The sequence below is a fragment of the Ruegeria intermedia genome (assembly GCF_900129345.1).
GTDB classification, from domain to species: domain Bacteria; phylum Pseudomonadota; class Alphaproteobacteria; order Rhodobacterales; family Rhodobacteraceae; genus Ruegeria; species Ruegeria intermedia.
Genome location: NZ_FQVK01000002.1, coordinates 126,625 through 145,808, shown reverse-complemented (window position 1 = coordinate 145,808; position 19,184 = coordinate 126,625). Strand labels below are relative to the sequence as shown.

The window sequence follows — 19,184 nt, the reverse complement described above, 5'->3', positions numbered from 1 at the left end:
CAATGACTGCATTCAATGACCTGATGGCCTTTCAGCGCGAAACCGAGGCGCTGGCGCAGATCTCCGGCCGCCTGGGCTGGGACCAGGAGACCGTCATGCCGCGCGGCGCCGTCAACCAGCGCGCCGAGGAGCTGGCCGCAATCGAAGCCGTGTTGCATGCGCGCCGCTCCGATCCGCGCGTGGCCGAGTGGCTGGAGAACGCTCATGCCGACACCGAGGTCGGTCAGGCGCAGCTGCGCGAAATCCGCCGCACATACGAGCGCACCGTAAAGGTGCCCGCCGATCTGGCCACCGCCATCGCCCGCGTGACCTCGGCCGCGCAGGGCAAGTGGGCACAGGCCCGCGCCGACGAGGACGTACCTGCCTTTCTGCCGGTTCTCGAAGAGGTCGTGGCGCTGAAACGCGAAGAGGGCGCGGCTTTGGCCCAGGGCGGCGATGTCTATGACGCGCTGGTCGAGGACTATGAGCCCTACACGACGGCCGCCGAGATCGCCGATATCTTCGACGCCCTGCGCCCACGCCTGGTTGCGCTGCGCGCGGCGGTGCTGGACCGGCCGTCCCCAGCAGGCGTGACCGGAACGTTCGACGAAGCGGCCCAGATGAAGCTGACGAAAAAGCTGGCGGAGACTTTCGGCTACGACCTGAACCGGGGGCGGGTGGACAAGGCCGTACACCCGTTCTGTTCGGGCAGCGGCGACGACGTGCGCGTCACCACCCGCACCAGCGAGACCGACCCGTTCAACTGCTTCTACTCGACCATCCACGAGGTCGGGCACGCCTGCTATGAGCAGGGCATCGACCCGGCTTACGCGCTGACACCGCTGGGCCAGGGCGTGTCGATGGGCGTCCATGAAAGCCAGAGCCGCATCTATGAAAATCAGCTGGGCCGCTCGCGCGCCTTCACGGGATGGCTGTTCCGGCAGATGACGGACACCTTCGGCGATTTCGGCATTGCGGACGAACAGGCCTTCTATGCCGCCGTCAACCGGGTGCACAACGGATACATCCGCACCGAAGCGGACGAGGTTCAGTACAATCTGCACGTCATGCTGCGGTTCGATCTGGAACGCGCGCTGATGTCGGGCGATCTGCTGGTACAGGACCTCGAGGCCGCCTGGAATGATCGCTTCCATGCCGATTTCGGCTATGCGGTCGACAAGCCGTCGAACGGCTGCCTGCAGGATGTGCATTGGTCGGTTGGCCTGTTCGGCTACTTCCCGACCTATTCGCTGGGCAATGTCTATGCCGGTTGCCTGTACCAGGCCCTGCGGGCGGCGGTTCCCGGTCTGGACGAGCAACTGGCGCAGGGCGATACCGCCGCTGCGACCGGCTGGCTGCGCGAGCATGTTCAGCAGCATGGCGGACTGTATGCCCCACGCGAACTGATCCGCCGCGCCAGCGGCATGGAGCCGGGGCCCGAGCCGCTGCTGGCCTATCTCGAAGAAAAATTCGGCGCGCTCTACGGTCTGTAGAGGGCGCCGCGAAAGGCTGCCGGGGCGGCCTTTCGTTTCGACTTACCGACAGCCTTTCAGGTCTTCCATCTCGCGGATGAGAGACACCAGATGCTGCTGCTCGTCATCCAGATCCGGTGACTTGGTGTGGCATTCGTCATTACCGAACACCTGCTTGCCCAGTTCGCTGTCAAAGCAGTAGCCGTTGACGTGGAAGATGAAATTCCGCCGCAACCACAGTTGGTCACAGTCGAACTCGGCCAGCGCATCCATGATCCCGGATCCGGTGTCGCCCTCGGGCTGCGCAGTGGGTTCGGCGTCAACTCCGGGCAGGTCGGCCAGGAAACTGGTCATCGGATAGGCGATCAGCATGGGATAGGCCCGCGGTTCCACGTCGCGGTCCAGCAGACCCTGCCAGTAGCGGCGCGGAGTTGACTGAAAGGCGTAATCCGCGGGGTCATAGCCGCCCGAAGGAAACTGCGTTCCGATCATGACCTGGATGGCGTTCATGGCGGTCGAGGCCTCGTGGGCGTCGCGTTGCCTGGCCAGCAGATCCACGTCGCCGATATCGGCATATGTGTCCAGCCTGACCAGACAGTCCTGCGCCGAATAGGGGCCGCCGGTGCGATAGCCCCGGGCGACGCCATAGATGTGCCCGTCGCCCTGTTCCAACTGGATGTCGTAGCTGAAATCGGCATCGTCGATCCAGGCGGCGGCGACGGCCTTCTGGAAATCCTCCCAGATCATGGGCATCGAGGCCAGCGGGTGCCGCTTCCAGGTTGGACCGAAGGCCCAGTCGAACATGCCGTCGTCCAGCATGAAGACGTTGTCGCAGATGGCCTCGATCAGGTCTTCGTCCAGCCGGGCCCGGATGTCGATGCCGGTCACGGCGACATCGGCCAGAAGCGCATCGCCGACCGTATCGATATAGTACATGCCCCGCGGCGGCGTTTCGAGCGTACGCTGGAACAGATACGTGTTCATGAACAGATCGCCCTGGGTATCGCGACGCTGGGACATGGTGAAGATTCCGGCCGCATTCCGAATGGCATGGGAATAGGCGCCATTGACGGCTGCTGCGCCGGTAAACCGGTCGCCGTCACCCAGATCGATCCGCGGCGCGTGTACGCCCAGTTTGGCGGTCGCGGCGATCGAGCGGTGTTTCGCCCATAGGACGGTTTCACCTTCTTCCAGCCATGCGCCGGCAAAGAACAGGATCGAGCAGGCAGACGTGCAGGTATCCCCGTCGATCACGCGGGTTTCCAGCCCGGCGCCGATCCGGGCCAGAAAACCGGCGATCTCCAGGGCGGTGTCGAAATCGCCGCCGGTGCTGTCCAGGCACAGGACCGAGTTGTTGACATAGTCGCTGTAGGAACTGCCATACGGGCCGTCGGGCGTGTAGTCGTAGATTGCGTGGAAATATTCCAGCTCGTGACCTTCGATTTCGCCGGTCAGAACCATGTCGCATTCGGCATAGGCTTCGGCCGGTTTGTACTGCGACACGAACGGTTCCAGGTGGTCCGGCGGTGGCGTGTCATATTTGTGGAAGATGATGAGGTCGGCGGCCGTTGCCGGAACTGCGGCGCACAGGGTCAACCAGGCGGCCGCCAGCAGTGGCCCGACAGTGGGGCGTATCAAGGCGTTCCTTACAAGTCCTTGCAAACAATCATGTGTCTCAGGTCGAGACATATTTTGCCTAGCGGGCCGGATGGCACGAAAACAGGCCATGCGCACCAGAACCCGGCAAAATGTTGCTTTTGAACATCAAAAAGGAAAACGCCCCGAACAGCGCGGGCTGTCCGGGGCGTGATCTTTCAGGTCTGCGGCCTCAGGTCACGCGCCGTCTTCTTCTCCGTCGCCCTGATCGGCGATGCGGGCGACGCTGACGACCTCTTCGCCCTTGCCGGTGTTGAACACCTTGACCCCTCCGGCGCTGCGGGACCGGAACGAGATGCCGTCGATCGGAACCCGGATCGACTGCCCCTTGGAGGTGGCCAGCATGATCTGATCGTCGATTTCGACCGGGAACGAGGCCACAAGCGGGCCGCCCCGCATCGCCTTGTCCATCGCCGTCACGCCCATGCCGCCGCGACCGCGCACCGGATAGTCATGCGACGAGCTGAGCTTGCCCGATCCCTTCGCCGTGATGGTCAGGATCAGGTTCTCGGCCGCCGACATCTCGGCATAGCGTTCCTGCGGCAGGATGCTGTCGGCATTGCCGCCATCCTCGTCGGTCTCGGCCTCGTCGGTCACGCCGGCCATCAGGCGGCGCATCTTCAGATAGGCGGCGCGCTCGTCCGGGGTGGCCTCGAAATGGCGGATCACCGACATCGAAACCACGCGGTCGCCCGGGTTCAGCCGAATGCCGCGCACGCCGGTCGATTTGCGCCCCTTGAACACCCGCACGTCGGTGGTGGGGAAACGGATCGCCCGGCCGGAATTGGTGACCAGCATCACGTCGTCATCGTCCGAGCAGATGCGCGCGTTGACCAGTTCCACGCCCTCGGGCAGGTCCATCGCGATCTTGCCGTTGCGCTTGACGTTGGTGAAGTCGCTCAGCGCGTTGCGGCGCACGTCGCCGGCGCTGGTGGCGAAGACGATCTGAAGGTTTTCCCATTCCTCGTCCGGCACATCGACCGGCATGATCGCCGCAATCGAAACGCCGGTGGGAATCGGCAGGATGTTGACGATCGCCTTGCCTTTGCCGGTGCGCCCCGACTGGGGCAGGCGCCAGGTCTTGAGCTTGTAGACCATCCCGTCGGTGGTGAAGAACAGCAGCTGGGTATGCGTATTGGCCACGAAGAGGGTGGTGACCACGTCTTCTTCCTTGGTCTGCATGCCCGACAGCCCCTTGCCACCCCGCTTTTGCGCGCGGAAATCGGCCAGCGGCGTACGCTTGATGTAGCCGCCCGAGGTCACGGTCACGACCATGTCCTCGCGTTCGATCAGGTCCTCGTCTTCCATATCGCCGGACCAGTCGACGATTTCAGTGCGGCGCGGAACGGCAAAGTTCTCTTTCACCTCGCGCAATTCGTCGGCGATGATGCCCATGATGCGTTCGCGCGAGGACAGGATATCCAGGTATTCCTTGATCTTGGCGGCCAGGTCTTCCAGCTCGTCCGTGACCTCTTTGACGCCGATCTGGGTCAGGCGTTGCAGGCGCAGATCAAGGATCGCGCGGGCCTGAACCTCGGTCAGGTTGTAGGTGCCGTCGTCGTTCATCTTGGACAGCGGGTCGTCGATCAGGCGCAGGTAATCGGCGATGTCCGCGGCCGGCCAGCGCCGGGTCATCAGCTTTTCGCGTGCCTCGGCCGCGTCGGCCGAAGACCGGATCGTGGCCACGACCTCGTCCACGTTCGACACCGCCACGGCCAGACCGCACAGGATATGGCTGCGTTCCCGCGCCTTGCGCAGGTCGTATGCGGTGCGGCGGGCGACCACATCTTCGCGGAAGTCGATGAAGCTGGTCAGGAAGCGGCGCAGGGTCAGCTGCTCGGGGCGGCCGCCGTTCAGCGCCAGCATGTTGCAGCCGAACGAGGTCTGCATCGGCGTGAACCGGTACAGCTGGTTCAGCACCACCTCGGGCGTTGCGTCACGTTTCAGTTCGATCACCACCCGCACGCCGTTGCGGTCGGATTCGTCCTGAACGTGGCTGACGCCTTCGATGCGCTTTTCGCGCACGGCTTCGGCGATCTTCTCGATCATCGAGGCCTTGTTCACCTGATAGGGGATCTCGTCCACGATGATGGCATATCGGTCCTTGCGCAACTCTTCGACGCGGGTCTTGGCGCGGATGATGACGCTGCCGCGGCCCTCCAGATAGGCCTTGCGCGCGCCGGACCGGCCCAGCATCACGCCACCCGTGGGGAAATCGGGGCCGGGAATGTATTCGATCAGTTGTTCGCTGGTCAGGTCCGGGTCTTCGATCAGCGCCAGCGTGGCATCCACGACCTCGCCCAGGTTGTGCGGCGGGATGTTCGTCGCCATGCCTACCGCGATACCGCCGGCGCCGTTGACCAGCATGTTCGGGAACCGCGCGGGCAGGACGGTGGGTTCCTTGTCCTTGCCGTCGTAGTTGTCCTGGAAATCGACCGTCTCTTTCTCGATATCCGCCAGCAGCGCGGCGGCGGGCTTGTCCATGCGGACCTCGGTGTAGCGCATGGCCGCCGGGTTGTCGCCGTCCATCGAGCCGAAGTTGCCCTGACCATCCAGCAGAGGCAGCGACATCGAGAAATCCTGCGCCATCCGCACCAGCGCGTCATAGATCGCGCTGTCGCCGTGCGGGTGGTACTTACCCATCACGTCGCCCACCGGACGGGCCGATTTGCGATAGGGTTTGTCGTGGGTGTTCCCGGTCTCGTGCATCGCATAGAGGATGCGCCGATGCACCGGCTTCAAGCCGTCGCGCAGATCGGGGATCGCTCGGGACACGATGACCGACATCGCATAGTCCAGATAGGACGTGCGCATCTCGGATTCGATGGATACCGTCGGGCCGTCGTAGACCGGGCGCTCGGGCGGGGTTTCATCCATGTTTTCGGGGATTTCTGGCGTATCGCTCACGTAAACTGCCCGTTTATTGTGCTGGGTCTATATCTTGTGAATGCATCTTATCAGACCCGGCACATAAGGTGCAAGCAAGCAGCGCAGATGCCGGGCAAATCTCGGGTTCGGATCTCTTAACATGTTGTTTTAATGAAATTTGAATGGGAATCATGCTAGTCTGAAGAGACCTTTTGAGAAATTGGAGGTCTGAATGAAGCAAACCGAAACCGAGCTGATGCTGAAAGGGTACGGGCTGACGACGGCGGAGTTCTTTTATCGCATGCCCGACTACATCCATGTTCTGAACACGTTCATCTGGCAGGACTACGATCTGGCGCCGGATCATCCCAAGCTGTTCAAGTTCATCGAATTCTGGCAGCGCGAGATCGAGGGGCCGCTGCATTCGGTCCGCTTCACCCACCGCAAGATGATAGCCCCCGGCGAATGGCAGAATGTCGTGGGTGAATACCGGCTGAATTAGGCGCGGACCTCACCAGATCCTTTGCCTTGACGCTCTTGGGGCCTGGCCCCCGACCCAACGGGGCCGACCCGGACTTGCCTGACGTTTCGACGACGAGTCTCGGCACTGATTGTATTCCTTGGCCTGATCCGTCAGCGCGATTTCAGTTCCGCCCCAAGTCGCCATCTCTGCATTTTTGATTTCACCCGCATCAGCAATAGAGTGATTTCGACAGATGTCTGATTGAACACGGATTTTCATCGGAACGTTTCGGAATGGTCGAGAAGATGATTGCGCTAACATTGGACATGTGCGTGCGGGCGGGTTAAGGACGCTTCATGGTTTCACGCGTCATACCTGTCGATCCGTTCGATCTGGTCATCTTCGGCGGCACCGGCGACCTTGCCCAGCGCAAGATTCTGCCGGCCTTGTTCCGTCGCTACTGTGCCGGGCAATGGCACGATGGCGTCCGCATCCTCGCGGCCGCGCGGTCGGAGCATGATTCCGACGCCTTTCGTGCGATCGTGGCGCGGTCGCTGGCCGAATACGCGCCGGAGCATGCAGGGCAGGACGACCTGCGCAGCGGGTTCCTGCAAAGCCTGGACTATGTGCAATTGGACGCCGGGGCCGACCCCGGTTGGGATGTGCTGGCCCGCAAGCTGACCGAGGATCGGATCCGGGCCTTTTATTTTTCGGTCGGGCCCAGCCTGTTCGGGCCGCTGGCCGAGCGGATCCGGCAGCATGGGCTGGCCACCCCGCAGACGCGCATCGTGGTGGAAAAGCCGTTCGGTCACGACCTGGACAGCGCGCGCGCGCTGAACGCCACGCTGGCAGCCTATTTCGACGAGAATCAGATCTATCGGATCGACCATTACCTGGGAAAGGAGACGGTCCAGAACCTGATGGCCGTCCGGTTCGGCAACATGCTGTTCGAACCGCTGTGGAACAGCCAGTATGTCGACCACATCCAGATCACCGTCGCCGAAACCGTCGGCGTGGACGGGCGCGAGGAGTACTACGAGCGCGCCGGCGCCATGCGCGACATGGTGCAGAACCACCTGATGCAGCTTCTGTGCCTGATCGCGATGGAACCGCCTGCCAAGTTCGATTCGGACGCGGTGCGCGACGAAAAGCTCAAGGTGATCCGCGCGCTGGATCCGGTGCAGCCGCATCACATCGTGCGCGGGCAGTATACCGGCGGCCCCGACGGGCCGGGCTATCGCGAGGTGGTGGGCAATCCGCGCTCGACCACCGAAAGCTATGTTGCGCTGCGCGCGCATGTCAGCAACTGGCGGTGGGCGGGCACACCGTTCTATCTGCGTACCGGCAAGCGGCTGGTGGCACGGTCCTCGGTCATCAACGTGATCTTCAAGGACGCGCCGCATTCGATCTTCGGGGCCGAGGCCGGGCGGCATGCCAACACGCTGTCGATCCGCCTGCAGCCGAATGAAGGCATCACGCTGAAGGTCACGATCAAAGAGCCGGGGCAGGGCGGCATGCGCCTGATCGACGTGCCGCTCGACATGAGCTTTGCCGAAGCGCTGGGGCCCGAGAACCATCAGGCCCCCGACGCCTATGACCGCCTGGTGATGGATGTGATCCGGGGCAACCAGACCCTGTTCATGCGCGGCGACGAGGTCGAGGCCGCCTGGGCCTGGACCGACCCGATCATCGCCGGATGGCAGGCGCGCGGCGACGTGCCCAAACCCTATGACAGCGGCAGCACCGGTCCCGGCGACGCCGAGCTGCTGATGAAACGCGACGGTCGCCAATGGCAGGGGATCAAGCCATGAACATTCAGGAATACGCTGACCGCGACATGCTGGCCATCGACGTGGCCAATGTGCTGGCCGGAGAGCTGGAGACCGCGCTGCTGCACAATGACACCGTGGCCTTGGCTGTGCCGGGCGGCACCACGCCCGGCCCGATCTTCGACAACCTGTGCGCGGCCGACCTGGACTGGGACCGCGTGCGGGTTCTGCCCACCGACGAACGCTGTGTTCCGGCCGACAGCGACCGGTCGAACGAACGGCTGATCCGCGAGCGTCTGCTGACCAACCGCGCCGCCGCGGCCGAGTTCGTGCCCTTGTTCATTCCCGGCAAGTCGCCCGAGGACATCCTGCCCGAGATCGAGGCGCTGATCGTCCCGGTTCTGCCGCTGTCGGTTCTGGTGCTGGGCATGGGCGACGACATGCACACGGCCTCTCTGTTTCCGGGGATGGCCGGGCTGGACGCGGCCCTGGATGGGGATGCGCCCCCGCTGACGGTCGCCCGGCCGCAATCGCAGCCCGAGCCGCGCATCACGCTGACCGCGCCGGTGCTGAACGGGGCGTTGTCCAAGCATCTTGTGATTTTCGGCCCGAAAAAGCGCGACGCGTTGGAGCGGGCCATGTCCCTGCCGCCCGAAGAAGCTCCGATCGCGGCGGTGCTGGACGGCATTTCGGTACATTGGGCGGAGTAGGACATGCAGCTCGACAAACTCAGAACCTTTGCCGCGCAGGCGGCGGATACCCGCATACTCGACCTGTTCGCGCAGGACCCCGACCGGGCGCAGACCTTCTCGGCCTCGACCGGCGATCTGTTGTTCGACTATTCGAAAACCCTGATCGACGCCGATATCCGCGCGGCGCTGATCGACCTGTGCGATCAGGCCGGCCTGGCCGAACGGCGCGACGCGATGTTCCGGGGCGACAAGATCAACGAGACCGAGGGCCGCGCGGTGCTGCATACCGCGCTGCGCAATCTGGATGGCGGCCCGGTCGAGGTTGATGGCCAGGACGTGATGCCCGAAGTTCTGGACACCCTGCAGCGCATGCGTGTGTTCGCCGAAGAGGTCCGGGGCGGAACGGCCCAGGGGGCCGGGGGCAGCTTTACCGACGTCGTGAATATCGGCATCGGCGGTTCGGACCTTGGGCCGGTGATGGCGACGCTGGCGCTGGCGCCCTATCACGACGGGCCGCGCCTGCACTATGTCTCGAACGTGGATGGCGCGCATATCGCCGACACGCTGCGCGAACTGGACCCGACGCGGACGCTGGTGATCGTGGCGTCCAAGACCTTTACCACCATCGAAACCATGACCAACGCGCGGACCGCGCGGGCCTGGATGCTGGATGGCGGCGGCGACCCGGCGCGGCAGTTCGCGGCCGTGTCCAGCGCCGTGGACAAGACGGCAGACTTCGGCATCCCGTTTGACCGCGTATTCGGCTTTGCCGATTGGGTCGGCGGGCGCTATTCGGTCTGGGGGCCGGTCGGGCTGCCGGTGATGATCGCGGTGGGCTCGAACGCGTTTGACGCGTTCCTGCGCGGCGGGCAGGCGATGGACGTGCATTTCCGCGCCGCGGACTGGGCCGAGAACATGCCGGTGATGCTGGCGCTGGTGGGCATCTGGCACCGTCAGGTGCTGGGTCATGCCAGCCGCGCGGTGTTGCCCTATGATCAACGTTTGTTGCGGTTGCCGGCCTATTTCCAACAGCTCGAGATGGAATCGAACGGCAAATCGGTGGCCATGGACGGCTCGGCGCTGAGCGTGCCCTCGGGGCCGGTGGTCTGGGGTGAGCCCGGCACCAACGGGCAGCACGCGTTTTATCAGCTGATCCACCAGGGCACCGACGTGATCCCGTGCGAATTCATGGTGGCCGCCGAAGGCCACGAGCCCGAACTGGCCCATCATCACCGTCTGCTGCTGGCCAACTGCCTGGCCCAGTCCGAGGCGTTGATGCGCGGCCGGTCGTTGGAGGAAGCGCGGGCGCGCATGGCCGAGAAGGGCCTGCAGGGCGACGCGTTGGAGCGTCAGGCCCGGCATCGCGTGTTCCCTGGCAACCGGCCCTCGACCACGCTGATCTATCCGCAGCTGACGCCCTTCGTTCTGGGCCAGATCATCGCGCTCTATGAGCACCGGGTGTTCGTCGAAGGCGTGCTGTTGGGCATCAACTCGTTCGACCAGTGGGGGGTGGAACTGGGCAAGGAACTGGCCACCTCGCTGGGGCCGATCGTCGATGGCGATGCGGGCACCGAGGGCAAGGACGGCTCGACCGCGGCACTTGTGGCCTATGCGCTGCGGCATCGGGGCTGAAGCCCTGCAAATCTGACGGCCTGCCGCCACGGCAGGCCGCAATCTTTTATTGTCAGACAATTGAATGATTGGCAGGATCGGCCCCGAGGAGAAGCCCCGGGGCCGGCCACGCCGCCGTGCCGCCTGGCCGCAACAGACGCCGCATCAAGCCGGCGCGACAAATGGGAGGATGTCCATGCTGGGACAGATGATGACGCAGCCGCTGTTGATTTCGTCACTGATCGATCATGCTGCGCGCTATCATGGTCAGACCGAGATCGTTTCGGTCGAAACCGACGGAACCGTCACCCGGACGACCTGGGGCGAGATCGCCGCCAATGCCCGGCGCATGGGATCCGCGCTGACCAAGCTGGGCCTGCAGCCGCAGGACCGGATCGGCACCCTGGCCTGGAACAACCGCCGGCATCTGGAAATCTACTATGCGGCCTCGGGTGCGGGTTTCGTCTGCCACACGATCAACCCGCGCCTGTTCCCCGAACAGCTGGTTTACATCATCAACCACGCGCAGGACCGGGTGCTGTTCTTCGACGCCACCTTCATCCCGCTGGTTGCCGCGATCCGCGATCAACTGACCGAAGTGAAGCATTTCGTCCTGATGGGACCGCGCAACGTGGATGCTCTGCAGCAGATCCCCGGACTGGAATTCTATGACGAGTTGATCGAGACCGGCGACGCCGATTTCGAATGGCCCGTCTTCGATGAAAACACCGCCTCGAGCCTGTGCTACACCTCGGGCACGACCGGCCACCCCAAGGGCGTTCTGTATTCGCACCGTTCGACCGTTCTGCACAGCTTTGCCTCGAACACCCGCGACGTGATCGGGTATTCGGCGATGGATGTGGTGATGCCGGTGGTGCCGATGTTCCACGTCAATGCCTGGGGGTCGCCCTATGGCTGCGCCATGTCCGGTTCGCAGATGGTGCTGCCCGGGCCGGACCTGCATGGCGAGGCGCTGGTGAACCTGATCGACACCTATGGCGTGACGCTGGCGATGGGGGTTCCCACGATCTGGCAGGGCCTGCTGGCCCATGCCGCCAAATGCGGCACCAAGCTGGAAAGTCTCGAACGGACGGTGATCGGCGGTGCGGCGTGCCCGCCCTCGATGATCGCGACCTTCCGGGAAAAATACGGCGTCGACACCGTGCATGCCTGGGGGATGAGCGAGATGAGCCCGCTGGGCACCGCCAACATCCCGCTGGCCAAGCATCGCAAGCTGCCGATCGAGGAGCAGCACAAACTGCGCGAAAATCAGGGCCGTCCGCCCTTTGGGGTCGAGCTGAAGATCGTCGATGACGACGGCAACGACCTGCCGCATGACGGGGTCACGCAGGGCGACCTGATGGTGCGCGGCCACTGGGTGCTGGACAGCTATTTCCAGCTGCAGGATCAGGAGCTTCTGCAGGATGGCTGGTTCGCCACCGGCGATGTGGCCACGCTGGACCCCGACGGCTACATGACCATCCGCGACCGCTCCAAGGACATCATCAAGTCGGGCGGTGAATGGATCAGCTCGGTCGAGCTGGAAAACATCGCGGTGGCGCACCCGAAACTGGCCACCGCGGCTGTGATCGGCGTGCCGCATCCCAAATGGGACGAACGCCCGCTGCTGGTGGCCGTCAAGGCCGAGGACGAGGACCCGTCCGAGGCCGAATTGCTGGAGTTTTTTGACGGCAAGATCGCCAAGTGGCAGGTGCCGGACAAAGTGGTTTTCGTCGATGCGCTGCCATTGAACGCAACGGGCAAGGTTCTGAAACGCAAGCTGCGGGATGAGTTCAAGGACGCCCTGACGGGGTGACTTGTACGGGTCTTTGATAAATGGCTCCGGCGGTAGGGATCGAACCTACGACCAATTGATTAACAGTCAACTGCTCTACCGCTGAGCTACGCCGGAACGGTGCGCGCCGTATAGCAACCCGGTCCGGCGGCGTCCAGAGGGCGACGCAAGATTTTTTCGATCGATTTTCAGGTTGCGCGAACACCGGGAAATGCGCGCCACGGCGCGGGTTTCAGAAGCGATTTCGGAGGGAGGATTTTGGCTCCGGCGGTAGGGATCGAACCTACGACCAATTGATTAACAGTCAACTGCTCTACCGCTGAGCTACGCCGGAACTGAGGCGGATATAGCAACCCGAATTTTCAAGGTCCAGAGGGGAAAAGCCGTCGATGCGAATTTTTTTGACGTCAGGCGACCCGGGTGAATTCCGCCTGAATGCCAAGCGCGCCGTTCGGGGTAACTCGTTGTTTCCCGGTCAGGTCGACCAGATGGGCAAAAACGTTGCGCTCGGCCGCGGGCAGCAGGGCAGAGGGCGTGTCGGAATAGATTCGTCGCGCCAGATCCCGCGCTGTTCCCGGTGCCTGTGACAGGGTGTCGAGTATCTGTGCCTCGCGCGCTTGCCGGTGCCCGATCAGCCAATCCAGCCGGCAAGCGGGGTCGGTGATCGGCGCACCGTGACCGGCATGGAACACCGACCAGGACCGGGCGCGCAATTTGTGGCAGGAGGCCATGAAATCGGTCAGGTCTCCGTCGGGAGGAGACACCAGCGAACTGGCCCATCCCATCACATGATCGGCGGTGAAACAGACATCATTCCATCCCAGCGCGATGTGATTGCCCAGATGGCCCGGCGTGTGGATCACCTCCAGCGCCCAGCCGTCACCTTCGATCCGGTCCTGGTCGGCCAGCTCGATGTCGGGGCGGAACGCGGCGTCGATGCCTTCGCCGCCGCCGGCCATCCCCTGTGCGGCCAGCCGGGCCATGACCGTGCTGCGCCCGGCCTCGGGGCCGCCGAAGGCCAGAATGGGCGCGCCGGTCCGCTTGGCCAGCGGCGCGGCAAGCGGAGAGTGGTCCAGATGGCTGTGCGTCACGATGATGTGGCTGATGCGCTGATCGGGGGCCAAGGCGTCGAGGATGGCCCGAAGATGGGAGTCGTCGAGTGGGCCGGGGTCGATCACGGCGACGTCGCGGCTGCCAAGAAGGTAGGTGTTCGTGCCGCGATGGGTCATGGGTGACGGATTCGGGGCCAGAATGCGCCTGAGGCCCGGTTGCAGCTGGACGGGCAGTCCGGGCTGCGGGTCGAATTCGTCGTCTGCCATCTGTCGTCGCCTCTTTCGCATGTCTGAACGGCCCGCTAGGTTTAGCGCATGACCGCACGCTGGCTCAAACCCTATATGCCGCGCAGCCTGTACGCGCGCGCGGCGCTGATTCTGGTGCTGCCGATGGTGGTCGTGCTGCTGGTCGTGTCCATCGCCTTCGTGCGCGAACATCTCAAGGACGTGACGCAGCAGATGACCCATGCCGCGTCGCGCGAGGTGCGGTTGATTCTCGACACGATGGCGGAATCCGAAACTCAGAACGAAGGCCTGGCCCAGGTGCGGCCGCTTCTGAAGGGGCTGGCCATGCAGGCCCGGTTTCTGGGGCCAAACGAGTCTCCGACGATCGAGGCGCGCCGCTGGTATGATTTCATCGCGCCGCAGGTCGAATCGTTTCTGCGCGATGAGCTGCCCGCGCTGTCGGCGGTTTCCTTGCCGAACAGCCAGATGGCCACCCTGTATCTGCAGACCGATCTGGGGGTGCTCGAATTGCGTTTCGACCGGCGGCGGCTGTCGACCGTGGCGCCGCATCAGTTGATCGTGACGATGGTGTTCTTCGCGGTGCTGATGACGTCGGTGTCGTTTCTGTACATGCGCAACCAACTGCGGCCGATTACCCGGCTGGCCGAGGCGGCGCAGGCCTTCGGGCGGGGTCGGGTTGTACCGTTCTCGCCGGGCGGGGCGGTCGAAGTGCGCGCCGCGGGCAGTGCGTTTCTGGACATGCGCGCCCGCATCGAGCGGCAGATCGAACAGCGGACCTTGATCCTGTCGGGCGTCAGCCATGACCTGCGCACGCCTCTGACGCGGCTCAGGCTGGGCCTGTCGTTGCTGCCCGAGGAAGACGCCGCACCGCTTTTGCAGGACGTGGCCGAGATGCAGTCGTTGGTGGATGCGTTCCTGCAGTTCTCGCAGGGCGTGTCCGAGGGCGACCCCGTCGATGTCGACCCGGCCGCGCTGGTGCGGCAGATCGTCGACGATGCCCAGAGGGCCGGCCAGAATGCCGCCTTAGGGACCATCACGGGCGAAGGCACGGTCAAACTGCGCCCGGTTGCCATCCGGCGCGCGGTCGAGAACCTGATCGGCAATGCCGTCCGCTATGGGACGCGGGCCGAGGTCGGTATCACTCTGACCGGCAGGTCTTTGCGGATCCGGGTCGAAGATGACGGGCCGGGCATTCCGCCGGACCAGCGCACCGAAGCCGTGCGCCCGTTCAGCCGTCTTGACCCGGCGCGCAACCAGAATCAGGGCAGCGGCGTCGGGCTGGGGCTGGCGGTCGTGGCCGATGTGGCCCGCGCCCATGGCGGCGTGCTGCGTCTGGGCAAAAGCGAAAGCATGGGCGGATTGTGTGCCGACATCATCATCGGGCGATGAACGGGAAAGTGGTAGGCCCGGAGGGACTCGAACCCCCAACCAAAGCGTTATGAGCGCTCTGCTCTAACCAATTGAGCTACAGGCCCGCCCGACCGCTTGGGTATCACGCAGAACGGCCGCGTCAAGCCTGACCGTTGCAACGCGGCGCACAATCGACTAACCCGCGCTGAAAGCATTCATGAGGGAACGGCCATGACAGCGGGCAAGAACGGCATCACCTATGCAGATGCGGGCGTGGATATCGATGCGGGCAACGCGCTGGTCGACCGGATCAAGCCCGCCGCAAAGAGGACGAACCGCCCCGGCGTCATGAGCAGTCTTGGCGGGTTCGGCGCGCTGTTCGATCTGAAAGGGGCAGGGTATTCCGACCCGATCCTGGTGGGGGCAACCGATGGCGTGGGCACCAAGCTGCGGATTGCGATCGACACCGGCGTGGTCGATGGTGTGGGTATCGACCTGGTGGCCATGTGCGTGAACGACCTGATCTGCCAGGGGGCCGAGCCGCTGTTCTTCCTGGATTACTTCGCCACGGGCAAGCTGGACACCGGCACCGCCGCGCGGATCATCGAAGGCATCGCCGAGGGCTGCGTCCGCTCGGGCTGTGCCCTGATCGGGGGTGAAACCGCCGAGATGCCGGGCATGTACCCCGATGGCGATTTCGACCTGGCGGGCTTTGCCGTCGGCGCGATGGAGCGCGGCAGCGATCTGCCCGCCGGTGTGCGGGCCGGGGATGTTCTGCTGGGGCTGGCCTCGGACGGGGTGCATTCCAATGGCTATTCGCTGGTGCGCAAGCTGGTTCAGATCTCGGGCCTGGGATGGGATGCGGATTCGCCCTTCTGCGACGGGCCTTTGGGAGAGGCGCTGCTGACGCCTACGCGGCTCTACGTCAAACCCGCCCTGGCCGCGATCCGGGCCGGTGGCGTTCATGCGCTGGCGCATATCACCGGCGGCGGGCTGACCGAGAACCTGCCGCGCGTGCTGCCCGACGACCTGGGTGTGCAAATCGACCTGACCGCCTGGGACCTGCCGCCGGTGTTCCGCTGGATGGCGGAAACCGGGGGCATTGCCGAGGCGGAAATGCTCAAGACCTTCAACTGCGGGATCGGCATGATCGTCGTCTGCGCCGCCGACCGCGCCGATGACCTGGCCGCCCTGCTGTCGGATGCCGGCGAGAGCGTCGCGCGCATCGGGTCGGTCACCGAAGGGGCGGGCGTTTCCTACGCAGGTAAGCTGCTGTGAGCCACAAGCGCGTCGCCATCCTGATTTCCGGGGGCGGGTCGAACATGGTGTCGCTGGTCGACAGCATGACCGGTGACCACCCGGCGCGGCCTTGTCTGGTTCTGTCGAACAATGCAGATGCTGGCGGACTGGCCAAGGCTGCGGATCGCGGGATTGCCACAGCCGTGGTCGATCACCGGCCGTTCGGCGGTGACCGCGCCGCGTTTGAGGCCGAGCTGTGCAAGCCGCTGCTGGAAGCCAAGCCCGACATCATCTGCCTGGCGGGGTTCATGCGGGTGCTGACGGGCGATTTCGTGTCGCGCTTTCAGGGGCGGATGTTGAATATCCACCCCTCGCTGCTGCCCAAATACAAGGGGCTCAACACCCACGCCCGGGCCATCGCCGCCGGAGATGCCGAACATGGCTGCACCGTGCACGAGGTCACCGCGGCGCTGGATGACGGCCCGATCCTGGGTCAGGCCCGGGTCAAGATCGCGCCGAATGACACACCCGAGACCCTTGCGCGGAAGGTTCTGGAGTGGGAACACAAACTGTACCCGGCGGTTCTGGAGCGGTTTGCCCGTGGCGACAAGGCGCCGGTCATGTTGCCTTGATATCCCTCCAGAGATTTACATGCGGCGCGCAATCGGCTTATGGTCTGCCGAAGCGCTCGGGGCGGTGAAAGACCAACGGGCATTGACCGAAGCAAGAGCAAGAACAGCACGCGCATGAAGACCCTGAAGACCACGCAAGACCTGGCCGACTTCTGCACGGCTGCGGCCAAGTTTCCCTATGTGACCGTCGATACCGAGTTTCTGCGCGAACGAACCTATTACTCGAAGCTCTGCCTCGTGCAGCTCGCCGTGCCGTCGGACGACGAAGACAGCGCGGTTCTGGTCGATCCGCTGGCCGAGGGGATATCGCTCGCGCCGCTGTATGACCTGTTCCGGGACGAAAACGTCGTCAAGGTGTTCCACGCCGCGCGGCAGGATCTCGAGATCTTCTGGGTCGAGGCCGGTGTCTTTCCCAAACCGCTGTTCGACACCCAGGTCGCCGCCATGGTCTGCGGGTTTGGCGAGCAGGTGGGCTATGAAACGCTGGTGCGCAAGATCTGCAAGCAGGGGCTGGACAAGACCTCGCGCTTTACCGACTGGTCGCGCCGCCCGCTGAGCGATGCGCAAAAGACCTATGCGCTGGCCGATGTAACGCATCTGCGTCAGATCTACGAACACCTCGCGGCCGAGCTTGAAAAGACCGGCCGCAGCCGCTGGGTCGCGGAAGAACTGCAGGTTCTGACCAATCCCGACACCTATGACATCCGCCCCGAAGAGGCCTGGCGTCGGGTCAAGACGCGCACCAATTCCGGCAAGTTTCTGGCCGTTGTGCGCGAACTGGCCAAGTTCCGCGAAGCCTATGCGCAAGAGAACAACATTCCCAGAAACCGGGTGTTCAAGGATGACGCGCTGATCGAGCTGGCCTCGACCAAGCCCCGCACCCATGCGGATCTGGGCGGCTCGCGGCTGTTGCTGCGCGAGGCCCGCAAGGGTCCGATCGCAGATGGCATCCTCGAAGCGGTCAAACGGGGCGTCAACTGCCCGCCCGAGAACATGCCCAAGGTCGACAACAGCCGTGACAAGCTGAAGGTCAACCCGGCCCTGGCCGATCTGCTGCGGGTACTGCTCAAATCCAAGACCGAAAGCGCCGGCGTGGCCGCAAAGCTGATCGCCAACAGTTCCGAGTTGGACCAGATCGCGGCGGGCCAGCGCGACGTGCCGGCCATGTCGGGCTGGCGCTACGAGGTGTTCGGCGAGGACGCTCTGAAACTGTGCGAGGGAAAGATCGCACTGGCCGCCAAGGGGCAGGACGTCAAGGTCGTGCCGCTGTAGGGCGGCTCAGCGCCGTCGCGACTCCAACGCGTTCTGCTGGCCTTTGACGCGGATCAGGCGGATGCCGTCGAGGTCATCCTGGCTGATGTCGATCGCGTCGGTCAATTCGCGCGTCCGCTCGGGCCCCTGCGGCGTGGCAAAGGGCGGATAGTTCACGCGGAATTCAAGCTCGAGCACGCCGTTCTTGCGGTTTTCCTCCGACTCAACCGGACGCAGTTGGGCGTCATAAGCCCCCTGGCGAAAGGCCGTGCCGCTGGCCAGAACGATCGCGCCCGAGGGGCTGCGGTCGATCCGCAACTCGTCGATCGTGGTGATCAGAACGCTGGTGTCCTCGGCCTCGGGCCGGGCGAAGAACCCACGCCCGGAACCCTGATCGGGGACCAGGGCGTTGGCGTCATCAGCGGGCGTTTCGACCGGGGCGGCGGGGGCGCTGCGGCCGAACCAGTTCGACGGGTTCACCCGCGAATCCCGCCAACCACTGCAAGCCGAAAGGGTCAGGGACGCGATCATGAGAGCGGACAGAGTTTTTTGCATGGACCCAACGCTTTGCACAGAGTTACCCGATACCGATTAGACTAATTCCAGTGGTTTGAAAAGGCGCGCTTGGGGTGGACAGGCCCGGTTTCGCGGCTTAGGTCAGGCCTGAGATGGAAACCAGAGGATCTGTGCCCATGGCAAGCCCCGCGTTCGAGGACATCGTCGAGGATTTCGAATTCCTGGAGGACTGGGAAGATCGCTATCGCTATGTGATCGAGCAGGGCAAGGCCATGCCGCCCCTGGACGACGCGCTCAAGGTCCCGGCCACCAAGGTGGACGGCTGCGCCAGCCAGGTCTGGCTGCACCCGGTCATCGAAAACGGGGTTTTCCGCTTTGACGGAGACAGCGACGCCCTGATCGTACGCGGACTGATCGCGGTGTTGCGGGCGTTGTACAACGGCCTGCCGGTCTCCGAGGTGCCCAAGGTGGATGCGGCGGCCGAACTGGCGCGGCTGGGTCTGAACGAGCATCTGTCGTCGCAACGCTCCAACGGGTTGCGGGCGATGGTGCAGCGCATCCGCAGCGTCGCCAGCGAACACGCCTGATCCGGG

15 protein-coding genes and 3 tRNA genes are annotated in these 19,184 nt (G+C 64.2%); 11 read left to right on the top strand and 7 right to left on the bottom strand.

Features of this window, described 5'->3' with window-relative positions; all coding sequences use genetic code 11:
* Window positions 1-2 precede the first annotated feature (2 nt).
* On the top strand, window positions 3-1,472 hold the full coding sequence (locus F3H26_RS02340) for a carboxypeptidase M32 (RefSeq protein WP_149774450.1): 1,470 nt from the start codon (window positions 3-5) through the stop codon (window positions 1,470-1,472).
* Between the two features lie 42 nt (window positions 1,473-1,514).
* On the opposite strand, the gene F3H26_RS02335 is transcribed toward F3H26_RS02340, so the two are convergent.
* Entirely contained in the window at window positions 1,515-3,089 is a 1,575-nt protein-coding gene (locus F3H26_RS02335; protein ID WP_188127670.1) for a YARHG domain-containing protein, read from the bottom strand.
* Window positions 3,090-3,284: 195 nt separating this feature from the next.
* A complete protein-coding gene (gene gyrA, locus F3H26_RS02330; protein WP_149774448.1) occupies window positions 3,285-6,014 on the bottom strand; it encodes a DNA gyrase subunit A in 2,730 nt (909 codons plus the stop codon).
* Between the two features lie 193 nt (window positions 6,015-6,207).
* Here gyrA and F3H26_RS02325 point away from each other — a divergent pair, with 193 nt between their 5' ends.
* The 5 genes from F3H26_RS02325 (at window position 6,208) to F3H26_RS02305 (ending at window position 12,326) form a co-directional block, all read left to right on the top strand.
* Window positions 6,208-6,477 carry an usg protein gene (locus tag F3H26_RS02325; RefSeq protein WP_149774447.1) on the top strand — a complete coding sequence of 90 codons (270 nt, stop codon included), beginning with the start codon at window positions 6,208-6,210 and terminating at the stop codon, window positions 6,475-6,477.
* Between the two features lie 317 nt (window positions 6,478-6,794).
* A complete protein-coding gene (gene zwf / locus F3H26_RS02320) occupies window positions 6,795-8,249 on the top strand; it encodes a glucose-6-phosphate dehydrogenase (RefSeq protein WP_149774446.1) in 1,455 nt (484 codons plus the stop codon).
* Window positions 8,246-8,917 carry a 6-phosphogluconolactonase gene (gene pgl / locus F3H26_RS02315; protein WP_149774445.1) on the top strand — a complete coding sequence of 224 codons (672 nt, stop codon included), beginning with the start codon at window positions 8,246-8,248 and terminating at the stop codon, window positions 8,915-8,917. Before zwf ends, pgl begins: the two co-directional genes overlap by 4 nt.
* Before the next feature lie 3 nt (window positions 8,918-8,920).
* On the top strand, window positions 8,921-10,531 hold the full coding sequence (pgi, locus tag F3H26_RS02310; RefSeq protein ID WP_149774444.1) for a glucose-6-phosphate isomerase: 1,611 nt from the start codon (window positions 8,921-8,923) through the stop codon (window positions 10,529-10,531).
* 175 nt (window positions 10,532-10,706) lie between these two features.
* Window positions 10,707-12,326 (top strand): long-chain-fatty-acid--CoA ligase, encoded by a 1,620-nt coding sequence (locus F3H26_RS02305; RefSeq protein ID WP_149774443.1) that lies wholly within the window; start codon window positions 10,707-10,709, stop codon window positions 12,324-12,326.
* Between the two features lie 21 nt (window positions 12,327-12,347).
* Here the strand turns inward: F3H26_RS02305 and F3H26_RS02300 are convergent.
* The 3 genes from F3H26_RS02300 to F3H26_RS02290 form a co-directional block, all read right to left on the bottom strand.
* Window positions 12,348-12,422 (bottom strand) — tRNA-Asn (locus F3H26_RS02300).
* Window positions 12,423-12,564: 142 nt separating this feature from the next.
* Window positions 12,565-12,639 (bottom strand) — tRNA-Asn (locus tag F3H26_RS02295).
* 73 nt (window positions 12,640-12,712) lie between these two features.
* Entirely contained in the window at window positions 12,713-13,624 is a 912-nt protein-coding gene (locus F3H26_RS02290) for an MBL fold metallo-hydrolase (RefSeq protein ID WP_149774442.1), read from the bottom strand.
* A 48-nt stretch (window positions 13,625-13,672) separates the two neighbouring features.
* On the opposite strand from F3H26_RS02290, the gene F3H26_RS02285 reads away from it, so the two are divergent.
* Window positions 13,673-14,992: an ATP-binding protein gene (locus F3H26_RS02285; RefSeq protein ID WP_149774441.1), complete on the top strand. Its 1,320-nt coding sequence runs from the start codon at window positions 13,673-13,675 to the stop codon at window positions 14,990-14,992.
* Between the two features lie 9 nt (window positions 14,993-15,001).
* Here F3H26_RS02285 and F3H26_RS02280 read toward each other — a convergent pair.
* Window positions 15,002-15,078 (bottom strand) — tRNA-Ile (locus F3H26_RS02280).
* A gap of 106 nt (window positions 15,079-15,184) precedes the next feature.
* Here F3H26_RS02280 and purM point away from each other — a divergent pair.
* The 3 genes from purM (at window position 15,185) to rnd (ending at window position 18,096) form a co-directional block, all read left to right on the top strand.
* The gene (purM, locus tag F3H26_RS02275) at window positions 15,185-16,231 is read left to right on the top strand and encodes a phosphoribosylformylglycinamidine cyclo-ligase (RefSeq protein ID WP_149774440.1); all 1,047 of its coding nucleotides are present in this window, start codon (window positions 15,185-15,187) and stop codon (window positions 16,229-16,231) included.
* The gene (gene purN / locus F3H26_RS02270) at window positions 16,228-16,824 is read left to right on the top strand and encodes a phosphoribosylglycinamide formyltransferase (protein WP_149774439.1); all 597 of its coding nucleotides are present in this window, start codon (window positions 16,228-16,230) and stop codon (window positions 16,822-16,824) included. Before purM ends, purN begins: the two co-directional genes overlap by 4 nt.
* 114 nt (window positions 16,825-16,938) lie before the next feature.
* Window positions 16,939-18,096 carry a ribonuclease D gene (gene rnd, locus F3H26_RS02265; protein ID WP_149774438.1) on the top strand — a complete coding sequence of 386 codons (1,158 nt, stop codon included), beginning with the start codon at window positions 16,939-16,941 and terminating at the stop codon, window positions 18,094-18,096.
* A 6-nt stretch (window positions 18,097-18,102) separates the two neighbouring features.
* On the opposite strand, the gene F3H26_RS02260 is transcribed toward rnd, so the two are convergent.
* On the bottom strand, window positions 18,103-18,606 hold the full coding sequence (locus F3H26_RS02260; protein WP_223162409.1) for a hypothetical protein: 504 nt from the start codon (window positions 18,604-18,606) through the stop codon (window positions 18,103-18,105).
* A 161-nt stretch (window positions 18,607-18,767) separates the two neighbouring features.
* Here F3H26_RS02260 and F3H26_RS02255 point away from each other — a divergent pair, with 161 nt between their 5' ends.
* Entirely contained in the window at window positions 18,768-19,178 is a 411-nt protein-coding gene (locus F3H26_RS02255) for a SufE family protein (protein WP_149774436.1), read from the top strand.
* Window positions 19,179-19,184: the final 6 nt, after the last annotated feature.

What these genes read in the sequence shown, in the direction of transcription:
- F3H26_RS02340 (WP_149774450.1), top strand. Translation starts at nt 3, where the DNA reads ATGACTGCATTCAATGACCTGATGGCCTTTCAGCGCGAAACCGAGGCG.
- F3H26_RS02325 (WP_149774447.1), top strand. Translation starts at nt 6,208, where the DNA reads ATGAAGCAAACCGAAACCGAGCTGATGCTGAAAGGGTACGGGCTGACG.
- zwf (WP_149774446.1), top strand. Translation starts at nt 6,795, where the DNA reads ATGGTTTCACGCGTCATACCTGTCGATCCGTTCGATCTGGTCATCTTC.
- pgl (WP_149774445.1), top strand. Translation starts at nt 8,246, where the DNA reads ATGAACATTCAGGAATACGCTGACCGCGACATGCTGGCCATCGACGTG.
- pgi (WP_149774444.1), top strand. Translation starts at nt 8,921, where the DNA reads ATGCAGCTCGACAAACTCAGAACCTTTGCCGCGCAGGCGGCGGATACC.
- F3H26_RS02305 (WP_149774443.1), top strand. Translation starts at nt 10,707, where the DNA reads ATGCTGGGACAGATGATGACGCAGCCGCTGTTGATTTCGTCACTGATC.
- F3H26_RS02290 (WP_149774442.1), bottom strand. Translation starts at nt 13,624, where the DNA reads ATGGCAGACGACGAATTCGACCCGCAGCCCGGACTGCCCGTCCAGCTG.
- F3H26_RS02285 (WP_149774441.1), top strand. Translation starts at nt 13,673, where the DNA reads ATGACCGCACGCTGGCTCAAACCCTATATGCCGCGCAGCCTGTACGCG.
- purM (WP_149774440.1), top strand. Translation starts at nt 15,185, where the DNA reads ATGACAGCGGGCAAGAACGGCATCACCTATGCAGATGCGGGCGTGGAT.
- rnd (WP_149774438.1), top strand. Translation starts at nt 16,939, where the DNA reads ATGAAGACCCTGAAGACCACGCAAGACCTGGCCGACTTCTGCACGGCT.
- F3H26_RS02260 (WP_223162409.1), bottom strand. Translation starts at nt 18,606, where the DNA reads ATGATCGCGTCCCTGACCCTTTCGGCTTGCAGTGGTTGGCGGGATTCG.
- F3H26_RS02255 (WP_149774436.1), top strand. Translation starts at nt 18,768, where the DNA reads ATGGCAAGCCCCGCGTTCGAGGACATCGTCGAGGATTTCGAATTCCTG.